The sequence below is a fragment of the Sphingopyxis sp. genome (assembly GCF_050725655.1).
Taxonomy (GTDB): Bacteria; Pseudomonadota; Alphaproteobacteria; order Sphingomonadales; family Sphingomonadaceae; genus Sphingopyxis.
The window spans coordinates 1-13,849 of record NZ_JBOHHT010000106.1 but is presented as its reverse complement, the minus strand read 5'-3'; the positions used below and the strand labels follow the sequence as shown (position 1 = coordinate 13,849).

The window sequence follows — 13,849 nt, the reverse complement described above, 5'->3', positions numbered from 1 at the left end:
ATGTAGCTGTTCCCCGGCGAAGGGTGTTGGGAGGCACGTGACTCCCAACACGGCCTAGGGCGTCATCGGGCAACCGTGGCTTTCCAACGCTCTGGACCCCGGCCTTCGCCGGGGAACAGCCGCTTACATGTCGCAAGGGGATAATCGCCGATCAAGTCCGGGGTGACGAGGAAGGGAAAGCGCAAAGAAAAGGGCCAGAGGATTTCTCCCCCGGCCCTCTTTTAATTGGCTGAGCGCCGAACGGTTCGGACTTAGAAGTCCATACCGCCCATGCCGCCCATGCCGCCGCCGCCCATGGGCATGGCGGGCTTGTCTTCAGGCGATTCGGCGATGCCGGCTTCGGTGGTGATCAGCAAACCGGCAACCGAGGCGGCGTCCTGCAACGCGATGCGGACAACCTTGGTCGGGTCGATGACACCGGCCTTGACCAGGTCTTCATAGACGTCGGTCGAAGCGTTGAAGCCGAAGTTGCTGTCCTTTTGATCGAACAGCTTGCCCGCGACGACACCGCCGTCGAAGCCGGCGTTTTCGGCGATCTGGCGAACCGGAGCCTGCAGCGCCTTGCGGATGATGTCGATGCCGCGGGTCTGGTCTTCGTTAATGCCCGACATGCCATCGAGAGCCTTGGTGGCATACAGCAGAGCCGTACCGCCGCCGGGGACGATGCCTTCTTCGACCGCAGCGCGGGTCGCATGCAGCGCGTCATCGACGCGATCCTTGCGTTCCTTCACTTCGACTTCCGAAGCGCCGCCGACCTTGATGACCGCAACACCGCCGGCGAGTTTCGCCAGACGTTCCTGCAGCTTTTCCTTGTCATAGTCGCTGGTCGTCGTTTCGATCTGCGCACGGATCTGTTCGACGCGGCCCTTGATCGTATCATGTTCACCGGCACCGTCGACGATCGTGGTATTGTCCTTGTCGATGGTGACGCGCTTGGCCTGGCCGAGCATGGCCAGCGTGACGCTTTCCAGCTTGATGCCCAGGTCTTCGCTGATCATTTCACCGGCGGTGAGGATCGCGATGTCCTGCAGCATCGCCTTGCGGCGATCGCCGAAGCCCGGTGCCTTGACGGCCGCGACCTTCAGGCCGCCGCGCAGGCGGTTGACCACCAGCGTTGCGAGCGCTTCGCCTTCGATGTCCTCGGCGATGATCAGGAGCGGACGACCCGACTGAACCACGGCTTCGAGGATCGGCAGCATCGCCTGCAGGTTCGACAGCTTCTTTTCGAAGATGAGGATGTACGGATCGGCCAGCTCGACGAGCATCTTTTCCGGGTTGGTGATGAAATAGGGGCTCAGGTAACCGCGGTCGAACTGCATGCCTTCGACGACGTCGAGTTCGAAATCGAGGCCCTTGGCTTCCTCGACGGTGATCACGCCTTCCTTGCCGACCTTTTCCATCGCTTCGGCGATCTTCTCGCCGACTTCGGTGTCGCCATTGGCCGAGATGATGCCGACCTGGGCGATTTCAGCCGTGCCCGAAACGGGCTTCGACTGCGCCTTGATCGTTTCGACGACCTTGGTGACCGCAAGGTCGATGCCGCGCTTCAGGTCCATCGGGTTCATGCCGGCGGCAACCGACTTCATGCCTTCGCGCACGATCGCCTGGGCGAGAACGGTCGCGGTGGTGGTGCCGTCGCCGGCCTTGTCGTTCGCCTTCGATGCGACTTCGCGCAGCATCTGGGCGCCCATATTCTCGAACTTGTCCTTGAGTTCGATTTCCTTGGCGACGGTGACGCCGTCCTTGGTGATGCGGGGCGCACCGAAGCTCTTGTCGAGCACGACGTTGCGGCCTTTGGGGCCGAGCGTGACCTTTACCGCGTCGGCGAGGATGTCGACGCCGCGCATGATGCGCTCACGCGCGTCGCGGCTGAATTTTACGTCTTTAGCAGCCATGTGCTTATTCCTTTCAAAGGCGCAGAAAACTGCGCAACTTTACTCGTGATTTGATGAAATCGCTCAGGCGATGACGCCGAGGATGTCCGATTCCTTCATGATCAGCAGCTCTTCGCCGTCGACCTTGACTTCGGTGCCCGACCATTTGCCGAACAGGATGCGGTCGCCCGCCTTGACGTCGAGCGGGGTCACCTTGCCATCATCGGCGCGGGTGCCGGTGCCGACGGAGACGACTTCGCCTTCCTGCGGCTTTTCCTTGGCGGTGTCGGGGATGATGATGCCGCCAGCGGTCTTTTCTTCGGCTTCGATACGGCGAACAAGCACACGGTCGTGCAGCGGACGAAATTGCATGGATATCCCTCCAAAGGTGCAATGGATGTCGTTTTAGCACTCACAGGATGCGAGTGCTAACAGTCGGCCATATGGGTGGGAGTCAGATAGGCGTCAAGCGCCGGGGTACAAGATTCTCGCGAAGTTTTTGCGTCAGGCCGGAAGCAGGCCCAAGCGGCCGCGCATCCGCCAGCGCAGCAGCAGCACCGCCGAGACCACGATCAGCCCGACCGCCAGCCCGATCCACACGCCGACTCCGGCGAGCGGGGTCCAGAAGCCGAGATAGATGGCGGTGCCATAACCCGCGATCCAGTAACCGCAGATCGCGATGATCATCGGCGTGCGGGTATCCTGCAATCCGCGCAGCACACCCGCGGCCACCGCCTGCGCGCCATCGAACAGCTGGAAGGCGGCCGCGACGACAAGGAACTGCATCGCGAAGCCGACGAGCGCGGCGTTGCGCGCGGCATCGACGTCGACATAGATCGACAGCACGAGCGACGGGAAAAGCCACATGATGAGCGCGGTCAGCCCCATGAAGCCGATGCCGAGCACCAGCGACGCCTGCCCCGCATGCGCGATACCACTATGATCGCGCGCGCCATAGGCAAGGCCGACGCGGATCGTCGCCGCCTGCGCGACGCCAAAGGGGATCTGGAAGGCAAGCGCCGCGACCTGCAGTGCGATCGTGTGCCCGGCCAGTTCGGTCTCGCCGATGCGGCCCATCAGGAAAGCGGCGCCGGTGAACAATCCCGCCTCGGCCAGAATGGTCAGGCTGATCGGCGTGCCGATGCGCAGCATATCGAAAAAGCGCGTCCATTCGGACCGCCACCAATTTCCGAACAGATGATAGCGCCGCAGCCGCCGGTCGCTCTGGATGACGACGACATAGGCGAGCAGCATGAGGAAGCTGGTCGTCACGCTCGATATTGCCGAGCCGTGGAAGCCGAGCGCGGGCATGCCGAGGTGGCCGAAGACGAGGATCCAGTTGCCGAGCGCATTGACGAACAGCGCGCCGAAGGTGATCGCGGTCGCGATCGTCGGCCTCCCGAGCGCCGAGACGAAGATGCGCAGCACCGCCGCCGCGATCATCGGGAACATGCCCCACATCAGGATCAGCAGGAAGCCCGCGGCGCGCTCCGATGTTTCGGCCGGCTGCCCCGTGGCGAGCATGATCGGCCCGCCCGCCGCGCAGATGCCCATGAAGAGGAGCGAAACCAGCGCGCTGAGCCACAGCGCCATGCGCACCGTCCGTCGCACCTCGCGCACCGCATGCTTGCGGCGCCCGAGCTCGGCCGCGATCAGCGGCGCCGATGCACCGATGAGGCCGGAGCCGGTCCAGAGCAGGAGGCCGAAGATCGCGACGCCGAGCGAGGAAGCGGCAAGCGCCGCGTCGCCGAGCCGCGCAACGAAGATCACGTCGATCGCGTGGACGAGCATTTGCAGCAGGTTCGCCGCCGCCAGCGGCACGGCAAGCGCCAGCGTCGCGCGAAATTCGGCGCGAAGACCCTGCGGTGTTTCCGCGGTCAATGGGGTGGCCTGCTGCAGCATAGCCGGCCCGGATAGGCGCACGAATGTTACCGTTCAAGTGCGGCTCGGCGCCGGCGGGTCATTTGCTGGCGAGGGTGGCAGAAAGGCAACAGCCATGCGCGCCATGGCGTCAGCGCAGGGTAATTTCGACCGACGAGCCCATCGCGCCCGACGTCCGGCGCGTGACATTCCGCGGCGCGACGCCGCGGCTTTCCAGATAATTCTGCACGACCGCGGTCATCCGGTCGCTCGGCCCGGCGATTTCGATCCCGCCGCCGCAATCGCGCGCCACCTTGCCCAGCATGTCGAGCGTCGCACGCGCATCGGGCGTGATCGCCGCCATGTCGCTGTCGAAAGCGATCGGATAGGGCCCGGTATTGCACACCGCCGAACCCAGCTCCTTTGGAACAAAGGCTTCGGTGATGTCGGAAACCACCGCCGGAGGCGGCCCCGACGGCATTGCGACCGCTGGCGCCGATGCGACGTCGGCCGCCGGAGCATCAACCGGCTGGCCGGGCCAATAGGCCGAAGCCGCCCAAAGCAGCAGCGCGGCGCCGATCATTCCCAAACCCACCAGCCGGTGGCGGCGAACGAAGGCGGAAATAGTCCCGGGCCGGACCGGCGCGACATCGATCGCCGCCGGTATCGGCCGCGGCGCGTCGGCGAATCCAGTCGCTGTCGGCGGCGAGCGCGGACCACAGGACGAGTACCGTCCCGGCACCACGTACCTCGCGCTCGATTTCGCGGTCGAAATCCGTACCCGGTTCGATATGCGCGTCGAACCAGACCGACAGTTTCAGGTCGATGAGCGCATTATATATGGCGACGCAGCGTCCGCGCTCTTCGCGTTTGTAGCTGATGAAGACATCGGTCATCGCCTCATCCAATGCTTCATCGCGTCATTGGCTCCAGAGCAGTATCATTTCATAGGCGAAGGCGATGAAAGTCAGCGTCAGCCCGACGACGAACAGACGGTAGGCATAAGCGAGATAGCGATATTTGCGCCGCGCGAGGACGACGCCATTCTGGTAAGTATCGCGCAGCATCGTCTCGTACAGATCTTCCTCGGTGCGCAGGCGCGCCTTCACCGCGGCGATGAATTCATCCTCTTCCATCTGCTCGAAGCGGCCGAAGAAGAGGATGTTGCTGTGATCCTTGCCGTCCTTGTAGACGACGGGCGGCGCCTTGCCGACGCGCGGCAGCACCGCCGACACCGCGAGCAGCGCCGACAGGAAGGAGAAGGTCGCGAGGATCGCGAGCGGCATCGCCAGCGCGCCGCCGCCCGAGCGCGCCTGTCCGATCGCGAGCGTGAAGACGACAAAGGTCGCGCCCATCAGGATCGACGCCTTTTGATCGGCCATCTGCGACAATTGCATCGTGATCTGCTGGTTGGTGCGCACGAGGTGCACCGCGTTCGGCGGGAAGGAAATCGCCGGCCGGCCCTGCGATGTCTTTGATTCTGTGCTGTCCATGCCAAGCTGCCCCTGCTGGCGACCCGCCACAGGGATGGCATGAAGTCCCGCCAGCGGCAAGATGCTGCCCTGTTCCCGCCGCATTCGCTTGCCAATCGGAAGGCTTCGCGGCATGCCGCACGCAACTTTATCCACTATGGGACGCACCACATGAGCACCGCCCTCACCGACCAGATTTTCGGCCTGATCGGCCCGTTCAACAAGAAGGGCGTCGAACTGAGCGACGCCACTACCTTTGCCGGCGACCTCGAATGGGACAGCCTGACGGTGATGGACTTCGTCGCCGAGGTCGAGGACATGTTCGACATCATCATCAGCATGAACATGCAGGCCGAAATCGAAACGGTCGGCCAGCTGGTCGCCGCGGTCGAGAAACTGCAGGGCTGACGGGCAATGACCGATCTCTTTTCCAAATTCGACCCGCTGATCCAGCAGCGCGAAGATCTGCTCGCGACCGGGGTCACCGATCCGTATAATCTGGTGATGGAAAAGGTGCTCTCGCCGACCGTCGCGATCTGCAACGGGCGCGAGACGATCCTGCTCGGCACCTATAATTATATGGGCATGACCTTCGACGAGGATGTCATCGCCGCGGGCAAGGACGCGCTCGACAAGTTCGGCAGCGGCACCACCGGCAGCCGCGTGCTCAACGGCACCTATCAGGGACACAAGGAGTGCGAAGAGGCGCTCAAGGAATTTTACGCCATGGATCATGCCATGGTGTTTTCAACCGGATACCAGGCGAACCTCGGCATCATCAGCACCATCGCCGGCAAGGGCGACTATGTCATCCTCGACATCGACAGCCATGCGTCGATCTATGACGGCTGCGCGATGGGCAATGCCGAAATCGTCGCCTTTCGCCACAATGACGTCGAGGCACTCGAAAAGCGGCTGAAGCGCCTGCCCCCGGACGCTGGCAAGCTCGTCGTACTCGAAGGCGTCTATTCGATGCTCGGCGACGTCGCACCGCTGAAAGAGATGATCCGCGTCTCCAAGGAAAATGGCGCGATGGTGCTGGTCGACGAGGCGCATTCGATGGGCTTCATCGGCGAAAACGGCCGCGGCGTCGCCGAGGCGCAGGGCGTGATCGACGATGTCGATTTCATCATCGGCACCTTTTCGAAGAGCGTCGGCACCGTCGGCGGTTTCTGCGTGTCGAACCATCCGAAGTTCGAGATATTGCGGCTTGTCTGCCGCCCGTACGTCTTCACCGCCTCGTTGCCGCCGAGCGTCGTCGCGACCGCCGCGACGAGCATCCGCAAGCTGATGCACGGGTCGAACAAGCGCGCGCACCTATGGGAAAATTCGAAGGTGCTGCACAAGGGATTGCGCAACCTCGGCTTCACGCTTGGCACCGAAGAGCCGCAGTCGGCGATCATCGCGGTGATCATGCCTGACCTCGAACGCGGCGCAATGATGTGGGAAGCGCTGCTCGAGGAAGGGCTTTACGTCAACCTCGCCCGCCCGCCTGCGACCCCCGCGGGCATGACCTTGCTGCGCTGTTCGCTGTGTGCCGAACACACGATCGACCAGGTCGGCGAGATCCTCGGGCGGTTCGAACGCGCGGGCCAGCGCGTCGGCATTATCGGCTGAACCGACATCATCCGCCGACCAGCGGATTCCTTTTCGGGGCGAGTTGAAGCCGCGTCAAGGCAGCGGGGCCTTCGGTGCTTTGCGGCGCCGCGCTTGTCCGGTAAGAGACGCACGTGTTCGAGCGGGATGGCGACAGCGAAAACGACGGCCGGCGGGAGCGTATTCGCTTCTGGTCGACGATCGTCCTCGGAGCGATCCTGACCGGTGTGGTCGGGGCGCTGCTTGTGCTGCTTGCACGCGCCAACGACAATTACGATCGCTCGCTCGGCTGGCAGACGCAGAGCATGGAGGTGATTTCGCAGACGCGCTCGGTCGATGCCGCGATCGCGCGCGCCGAGGCCGCGCTCGGCCGCTTCGCGGTCGGGCTGCAGAAATCCGACGGACGCGTCTATGAGTATCAGTGGGCGCGCGCGCGGCAGTTTATGGCGCAACTGCAACGCAACGTCCGCGACAACCCGAAACAGATGGAACTGGTCGAACAGCTGACGCACGAAATGGACATCCGCGGCGCGCAGCTCGGCGACGCCGCGCTGAGTGCGAACTACAACCAGACCGTCGCCGCCATTTCCAAATATTATGCCGCCGGGCAGGGTCAGGGACTCAGCCAGATCGACAAGCTGCTGACGGCGATTATCGCCAACGAACGCACCTTGCTGCGCGAGCGGAACCGGCTCGCGATCGCCGATCGCGCCAATCTCAACCAGGCGATCCTGCTCTTTTCGCTCCTCGGCGCGGGCGCGGCGGTCATCGCGATCGGCACGACCTTCTCTTTGATCCGCGCCGAAGGCGAACGGCGGCTCGCGCGGAACGAGCAGTTGATCGAAAGCGACCGCGCCGCGCAGCTCGAAGCGGCGGTCGAAGACCGAACCGCCGAACTCGCGCACGCGAACGACGCGCTGCGCAACGAAATGATCGAGCGCGAAGCCGCCGAAGCCCAATTGCGCCAGGCGCAAAAGATGGAGGCGGTCGGTCAGCTGACCGGCGGCATCGCGCATGATTTCAACAATATGCTGGCCGTCGTCGTCGGCGGACTCGAACTGGCGCAGCGGTCCCCCGAAAAGGCGTCACGCCACCTCGCCAACGCGCTCGACGGCGCCAATCGCGCCGCCGACCTGACCCGCCGACTGCTGACCTTTGCCCGGTCCGAGCCTGCGCGACCCGAGATGATGGCGGTCGACGAGTGCATCACGAGCTTTGCCGAGCTGATCGAACGCACGATCGGCGACCGGATCGCATTGACGCTCGACCTGCAGGCGGCGGGCCGCGCCTGCTGGGTCGATCGCCAGCAATTCGAAAATGCGCTGCTCAACCTCGCGGTCAACGCGCGCGACGCGATGAACGGTCATGGATCGCTGACGATCCAGACGCTCGACGACGGCGAAGGCCGGGCGCTGGCGGTGCAGGTGATCGACACCGGCTGCGGCATGTCGCCCGAGGTGCTCGAGCGCGTCTTCGATCCCTTTTATACGACCAAGCCCGCGGGCCAGGGCACCGGCCTTGGCATGAGCCAGGTCTTCGCCTTCTGCCGCCAGTCGGGGGGCGAGGTTCAGATTTCGTCGACCGAGGGCGAAGGCACCAGCGTCGCGATGCTGCTGCCCGCCGGCACATCGGGGCTCGACGCCGCGACCGATACGGCGCCTGGCGACGTGGCCCACCCGTCATTGCCCGACCACGCGCTGAACATCCTGGTGGTCGAAGACGACCAGCGCGTCCTTGCCGCGACGGTCGAGGCGGTCGGCGAGCTCGGCCATACCGCGGTCGCGTGCGGCAACCCGCTCGAAGCCGAAACGCTGGTCGAAGGGCAGCTGGCAGAGGGACGAAGCGGTTTCGACCTGATTTTGACCGACGTGCTGATGCCCAAGCTCACCGGCCCCGAAATGATCGCGCAGCTGAAACAGCGCTGGCCCGACCTGCCGGTACTGTTCGTGACGGGCTACGCCGGCGATGCGAGCGAGATCGCCAGTTTCGGCGACCATGACGTGCTGCGCAAACCCTTCACCCTCGCCGCGCTCGACCAGGCGATCCGGCGATCCGGTCACCCGCGGCCGACCGAAGGCCAAAGATTGGCGAGTTGATTTTTCGTTTGTCGCATTTTCCGAGTGAAAATGCTTAGCGGATCGCGCCGCTCTTCATCAGGCGCAGGACCAGCGTCAGCGCCGCGACGAGCGGCCAGCGGCGCTGCCACGGCTTGATCTCGATCTTCGTCCCCGCGTGGCGATTGATCTTCCACGCCAGATAATCGATCCCGCCCGCATAGGTCAGGCTGGCCTTCGCGAGCCGCGCAATGCTGAGCGCCTTGCCCTCCAGCCGCCGGCGTGCCCAGCCGCCGCCGCGGGCATCGGCCGAGATCGCGGCAATCGCGGGAAGGCTGAACCGCGCATAGCGTTCGGCATCGGCGTCGACCACCGACTGCGCGCGGTTCGTGCGCTCGGCGCGCAGTTCGACCGAATATGTGAGCGAAAAGGCGCGCCGCCACCAGTCGAGCGGCGCTTCGCCATCGACCCGGCCCGCCGCGGCGAGCAACGTGGGCGCCGCACGCGCCACGGCCGCGACCGCCCGGTCGCGCGCGGTATCGTCGACCGCCCAGACCAGCCGCGACGGCTGAGCAAAACGCGCCCACACCGACACGTTGCGCGTCTCCGCGCCGTTCAGGCGGTCGAAATCGGCTTCGCTGAGCACCGCATATTTGGCGATCAGCCCGCCCGACTGGAACGGGAAGACGTTGGGCGGGATCAGGCTGTTGGCTGCCGCCATCCAGCGTTTGGGATAGGCGTCGCTATAGTCCGACACGATCAGGTAGAAATCGAGCATCAGCCCGTCGAGCTCGCTCTCGCGCAGGCAGCTGCCGTAAAAAAGCACCGCGCGCGCGCTGCCGGAATATTGGGCGGCGATCGCCGCTGCCATCGCGGCGGCACGCGGGTCGACGGGGGTCGCCAGTTCGGCGCGGACCAGATCGATCAGGTCGGACACGGACTGGTCAGGCACGGGGGGCGCTCAGGCGGCGAGGCGCAGGAACGGAACCGGCTGCGTCGAGGTCAGGATGATCGGCATGCCGTGCTTGGCCTGGAAGATTTCGCCGTCGAGGATCACGTTCGACCGCTCGCCCTCGATGCGGATCTCGTCGCCCTGCTGGAAATGCACGCCGTCGAGCGGCTTTTGCCCCAACGTCCCGCGCCAGGTCGCGCCGAGCATGCGGAACATCGCGCCGACATTGCTGTCGGTCGCGAGCAATTTCATATGCCCGTTGGTGCCGCCGCCGTCGCTCGTGCGGATGCTGAGCAGCAATTTTTCCAGCGTGGTGACGATCAACAGCGAGAATTTGCCTTTGAACTCGCCCTGACGAATCAGCGACACGGTCATGTTTTCGGGCTTGGGCGGCAGGCGGCCGCCGCCGATCCCGAAGATGATCGCGAACAGCCCGAGGATCGCCGCGAGGAAATGCGAAATCCCGTTCGGCAGGCCGAGCGGGTAGATGCGGTTGCGGCAATAGAGCATCACGTCGGCAAGATAGGCGCCGCCGAGGAACATGCCGAGCACCGGCCGCGCTTCACCGCCGCTGTCGAGCGAGATCAGCTGGCGTTCGATCACATGATCCTCGAGCCGGCCGCTCTCGACGAGTTCGAGCACGCGCTCCAGCGCCTTGATCGGATCGCCCTCGGCACCGAGGTCGAGCGCGATCAAATTGGTCTTGCCGTTGGGAAGCACCGCGACCGGCGGCGGCGAGCCGCCGAAATGGTCGCCCGAATAAATTTCGGTCAGCGCGGCCTGGACCGTGCCGTCGCCGCCGTTGATCACGACGACGCGCGGGCCGACCATCGCCATCGTGCGAATGGCCTTTTCGATCTGGTCGACGTCCTCGACCTCATAGTGAAAGATGTCGGGGTGCGCCGCGCAATATTCGCGAACCCGCGGCAACAGCGAGCGGTTGCCCGTGGAGCGTGGATTCGAAAGGAGCGCGACGCTTGCCATATATCCCCAAAGTCTCTCTATTCGACCGGATCGAAGGACAGTCCGTTGACATAGTTCAGCACGACCGGAACGCGCTTGGTGGCGCCGCCGACCGCAAAACTGACCGTTGCCAATTTGGGCTTCCGCTTGAAGATGAAGTCGCTGACCTTCATGTCGGGATTGCCCGACAGGCCCGCACCGTCGCTACGGTCCGACTTGCCGTTGCCGTTCATGTCGTGCCGCACCGAAATGACATAGCTGCCCTGCTGCTTCACGGGCACGCAGACCGACATGGTGCCGGCGCGCGACACGGGCACATCGACGCGTTCGATCCATTTGCGCTTTTCCAGATAGCTGCTGTTCGCGCTGTAAATCTGCACGCGCACGGTTCCCGTGCGCTGTTTGAAACCGCGCACGTCGACCTGGACGGCGGTGGCGTTGCTGTTGCACAGCGCGGCGCTCGGACCCAGCGCGGCACCCTGCGCCGCGACGGGCGCGATCAGCGCTCCGGCAGCGCCGGCGGCCAGCAGTCCGGCGAGAAACATTTTCGACATGACCTCAAAACCTCCAGAGGCTATAGCCATCTCAGCAAGCGCAAAAGCGCACGCTGACATGGGTCCCTGTCGCCCTTGAATCGGCATATCGGAAACAACTGCGGCCAAATCATGGTGATGGGGCGACCAAAGATTGAATAAGCTTCCTGCCATCGACCGCTACATCGCGCGGCTCATTTTCTTCCCGATGCTCGGCACGCTGGTCCTGTCGGCGATGCTGCTCGTGCTCGAAAAGATGCTGCGACTGTTCGATTTCGTCGCCACCGAAGGCGGGCCGGTCAGCGTCGTGTGGCGGATGCTCGCCAACCTCATCCCCGAATATCTCTCGCTCGGCATTCCGATCGGGCTGATGCTGGGGATTCTCCTTGCTTTCCGGCGCCTTGCGACATCGAGCGAGCTCGATGTGCTGAAGGGTGTGGGAATGAGTTTCGGGCGGCTGATGCGCGTGCCTTTTGCCTATGCGATCGCGCTCGCGGCGCTCAATCTGGCGATCGTCGGCTTCATCCAGCCCGTCGCGCGCTATGCCTATGAAGGGCTGCAGTTCGAACTGCGCTCGGGCGCGCTCGGCGCGTCGATCAAGGTCGGCGAATTCACCAAATTGGGCGACCGCATGACGCTGCGGATCGAGGAAAGCTATAACGACGGGCGCAGTTTGCGCGGGATTTTTGTGCGCGGCGAGCAGAAGGACGGCCAGCGCGTGTCGGCGACCGCGGCGCGCGGGCAGTTCCTCGCGACCGACGATCCGAACACGATCATCCTCCGCCTGTCGCAGGGCGTGCTGATCCATGAATCGCCCAAATTCGCGGTGCCGCGCGTGCTCACCTTCGACAATCACGACCTGCCGATCCCGCTGCCCAAGATCGAGGCGTTCCGCCTGCGCGGCGGCGCCGACCGCGAAATGACGATCCCCGAATTGTTCGTCGCGGGCAAGGACCAGAGCCAGTCGGTGCAGACACGGCTCGAATCGCGCGCGAATTTCCACTTCCGCATCGTCGAAGTGATGTCGATGTTCCTGATCCCGCTGATCGCGATCGCGCTCGCCATCCCGCCCAAAAGATCGACCTCGTCGCTCGGCGTCTTCCTGTCGATCGTGCTGCTGGTGACCCAGCACAAGATCAACCAATATGCCGAAGATATGGGCGCGCGCGGAGTGGTCGACCCGCTGATCGCGCTGTGGGTGCCCTATCTGCTGTTCGCGGCACTCGCGATCTGGATGTATTATGTCGTCGCGCATGTCCCGGGCGGCCAGCCGATCGGCGCGCTCGAGCGCGTCGCGGCGAAGGCGGCACAGAAGATTCGCGCGATGCTCACGATGTTCCAGCGCAGGCCACGGACCAACTGATGCACCAATTGCACTTTTTCCCGTCGCGGACGATGGCGCTCTACGTCGGCCGCCTCTTTCTCGTCCGTTCCTTCTCGATCCTCTTCGCGCTGGTGCTGATCCTCCAGACGCTCGACCTGCTCGGCGAGAGCGGCAAGATTCTCGCGGTCGCGGGCAACAGCGACTCCGACGTGTGGCGCTATGTCGGTATGCGGATGCCGCAGATCATCGAGACCTTCCTGCCCTTTTCGGTGTTGCTCGGCACCATATTGACGATGGTGACGCTCAACCAGAACAGCGAGGTCATCGCGATGAAGGCGTCGGGCATGTCGGCGCATCAGGTGCTCGCGCCCTTGTTCCTCGCGGCCTTGCTCGTCGCGGGGATCAGCTTTGCCTTTAACGAGCGCATCGTCACGCGCTCGACCGCCGCGCTCGGCGCCTGGCAAAAGGTCGAATATAAGAGAGTCCCCAAGGACAGCGGCATACGCACCAACATATGGGTCCGCGACGGCGACGACCTGATCAACGCGGCGACGGTCGATACCAGCAGCCCGGTGATCGTCCTCGGCTATGTGACGATCTATGAGCGCACCGGCGGGGTGCTGTCGTCGATGCTGTCGGCCGACAGCGCACGCGCGCTCGCGACCGGCGGCTGGGAATTGACCAATGCGCGGCGTTTCATGCGCCGCTCGGGCACGCTCGAACCGCTCGGCACGATCGTCGCGGCGAAGGATGTCCGCCCCGACCAGTTCACGCTGGCGCAGGTCGATGGCGACGAACTGCCCTTCCTGAAGCTCAAGGCCGCGATTGCCGACCTCGAAGCCGCGGGGCGGCCGGTCGATGCGCTGAAGGGCGTTTTGTGGCACAAGATTTCGGGGCCGCTGTCGGCGATATTGATGCCGCTGCTCGGCGCGGTCGCGGCGTTCGGGCTCGCGCGATCGGGCAAGCTCTTCATCCGCGCGATCATCGGCATGGGGCTCGGCTTCGCCTATTTCGTCGCCGACAATTTCGCGCTCGCGATGGGCGATTTGGGCGCCTATTCGCCCTTTCTTGCCGCGTGGGGGCCGTTCATCCTGTTTGCGCTGATCGGCGAGATGATTTTGATCCGGACCGAGGAATAGGCGCAGCGGACGTCCGCTAACGACCGGTTGCGGACGTTTGATCTCCCCTCCCGCAGGCGGGAGGGGTCGGGGGTGGGCAGCG

At 64.3% G+C, this 13,849-nt stretch carries 14 protein-coding genes; 5 read left to right on the top strand and 9 right to left on the bottom strand.

Annotated features, from left to right (window positions below):
• Positions 1-251: 251 nt before the first annotated feature.
• The 6 genes from groL to ACREBX_RS16020 all read right to left on the bottom strand — a co-directional run bounded on the left by groL (position 252) and on the right by ACREBX_RS16020 (position 5,227).
• On the bottom strand, positions 252-1,895 hold the full coding sequence (gene groL / locus ACREBX_RS16045; protein ID WP_431562738.1) for a chaperonin GroEL: 1,644 nt from the start codon (positions 1,893-1,895) through the stop codon (positions 252-254).
• Positions 1,896-1,958: 63 nt separating this feature from the next.
• Positions 1,959-2,246, bottom strand: a complete 288-nt coding sequence (gene groES / locus ACREBX_RS16040; protein WP_037514464.1) for a co-chaperone GroES — start codon at positions 2,244-2,246, stop codon at positions 1,959-1,961.
• Between the two features lie 132 nt (positions 2,247-2,378).
• Positions 2,379-3,776 (bottom strand): MATE family efflux transporter, encoded by a 1,398-nt coding sequence (locus ACREBX_RS16035; protein ID WP_431562737.1) that lies wholly within the window; start codon positions 3,774-3,776, stop codon positions 2,379-2,381.
• A gap of 109 nt (positions 3,777-3,885) precedes the next feature.
• Positions 3,886-4,317, bottom strand: coding sequence for a hypothetical protein (locus tag ACREBX_RS16030; protein WP_431562736.1), 432 nt, complete (start codon positions 4,315-4,317; stop codon positions 3,886-3,888).
• Positions 4,256-4,630: a toll/interleukin-1 receptor domain-containing protein gene (locus tag ACREBX_RS16025; RefSeq protein WP_431562735.1), complete on the bottom strand. Its 375-nt coding sequence runs from the start codon at positions 4,628-4,630 to the stop codon at positions 4,256-4,258. The genes ACREBX_RS16030 and ACREBX_RS16025 overlap by 62 nt, the downstream gene beginning before the upstream one ends.
• A gap of 24 nt (positions 4,631-4,654) precedes the next feature.
• Positions 4,655-5,227, bottom strand: a complete 573-nt coding sequence (locus ACREBX_RS16020; RefSeq protein WP_431562734.1) for a Pycsar system effector family protein — start codon at positions 5,225-5,227, stop codon at positions 4,655-4,657.
• Between the two features lie 150 nt (positions 5,228-5,377).
• Between ACREBX_RS16020 and ACREBX_RS16015 the strand changes: the two genes are divergently transcribed.
• The 3 genes from ACREBX_RS16015 (at position 5,378) to ACREBX_RS16005 (ending at position 8,898) form a co-directional block, all read left to right on the top strand.
• Positions 5,378-5,614 (top strand): acyl carrier protein, encoded by a 237-nt coding sequence (locus tag ACREBX_RS16015; protein ID WP_431562733.1) that lies wholly within the window; start codon positions 5,378-5,380, stop codon positions 5,612-5,614.
• A 6-nt stretch (positions 5,615-5,620) separates the two neighbouring features.
• Positions 5,621-6,823 (top strand): serine palmitoyltransferase, encoded by a 1,203-nt coding sequence (spt, locus tag ACREBX_RS16010; RefSeq protein WP_431562732.1) that lies wholly within the window; start codon positions 5,621-5,623, stop codon positions 6,821-6,823.
• Between the two features lie 113 nt (positions 6,824-6,936).
• Positions 6,937-8,898 carry an ATP-binding protein gene (locus ACREBX_RS16005; protein ID WP_431562731.1) on the top strand — a complete coding sequence of 654 codons (1,962 nt, stop codon included), beginning with the start codon at positions 6,937-6,939 and terminating at the stop codon, positions 8,896-8,898.
• 34 nt (positions 8,899-8,932) lie between these two features.
• Here ACREBX_RS16005 and ACREBX_RS16000 read toward each other — a convergent pair whose 3' ends face one another.
• Genes ACREBX_RS16000 through ACREBX_RS15990 form a run of 3 tightly spaced genes read right to left on the bottom strand, consistent with a single transcriptional unit; the run spans position 8,933 to position 11,325 of the window.
• Positions 8,933-9,808, bottom strand: coding sequence for a hypothetical protein (locus ACREBX_RS16000; protein ID WP_431562730.1), 876 nt, complete (start codon positions 9,806-9,808; stop codon positions 8,933-8,935).
• 9 nt (positions 9,809-9,817) lie between these two features.
• Positions 9,818-10,792, bottom strand: a complete 975-nt coding sequence (locus tag ACREBX_RS15995; RefSeq protein ID WP_431562729.1) for a diacylglycerol/lipid kinase family protein — start codon at positions 10,790-10,792, stop codon at positions 9,818-9,820.
• A 17-nt stretch (positions 10,793-10,809) separates the two neighbouring features.
• Complete coding sequence (locus ACREBX_RS15990; RefSeq protein WP_431562728.1) at positions 10,810-11,325, bottom strand: DUF2141 domain-containing protein; 516 nt, start codon at positions 11,323-11,325, stop codon at positions 10,810-10,812.
• A 133-nt stretch (positions 11,326-11,458) separates the two neighbouring features.
• Here ACREBX_RS15990 and lptF point away from each other — a divergent pair, with 133 nt between their 5' ends.
• Positions 11,459-12,667, top strand: a complete 1,209-nt coding sequence (gene lptF / locus ACREBX_RS15985; protein ID WP_431562727.1) for an LPS export ABC transporter permease LptF — start codon at positions 11,459-11,461, stop codon at positions 12,665-12,667.
• Positions 12,667-13,767, top strand: coding sequence for an LPS export ABC transporter permease LptG (lptG, locus tag ACREBX_RS15980; protein ID WP_431562726.1), 1,101 nt, complete (start codon positions 12,667-12,669; stop codon positions 13,765-13,767). The genes lptF and lptG overlap by 1 nt, the downstream gene beginning before the upstream one ends.
• Positions 13,768-13,849: the final 82 nt, after the last annotated feature.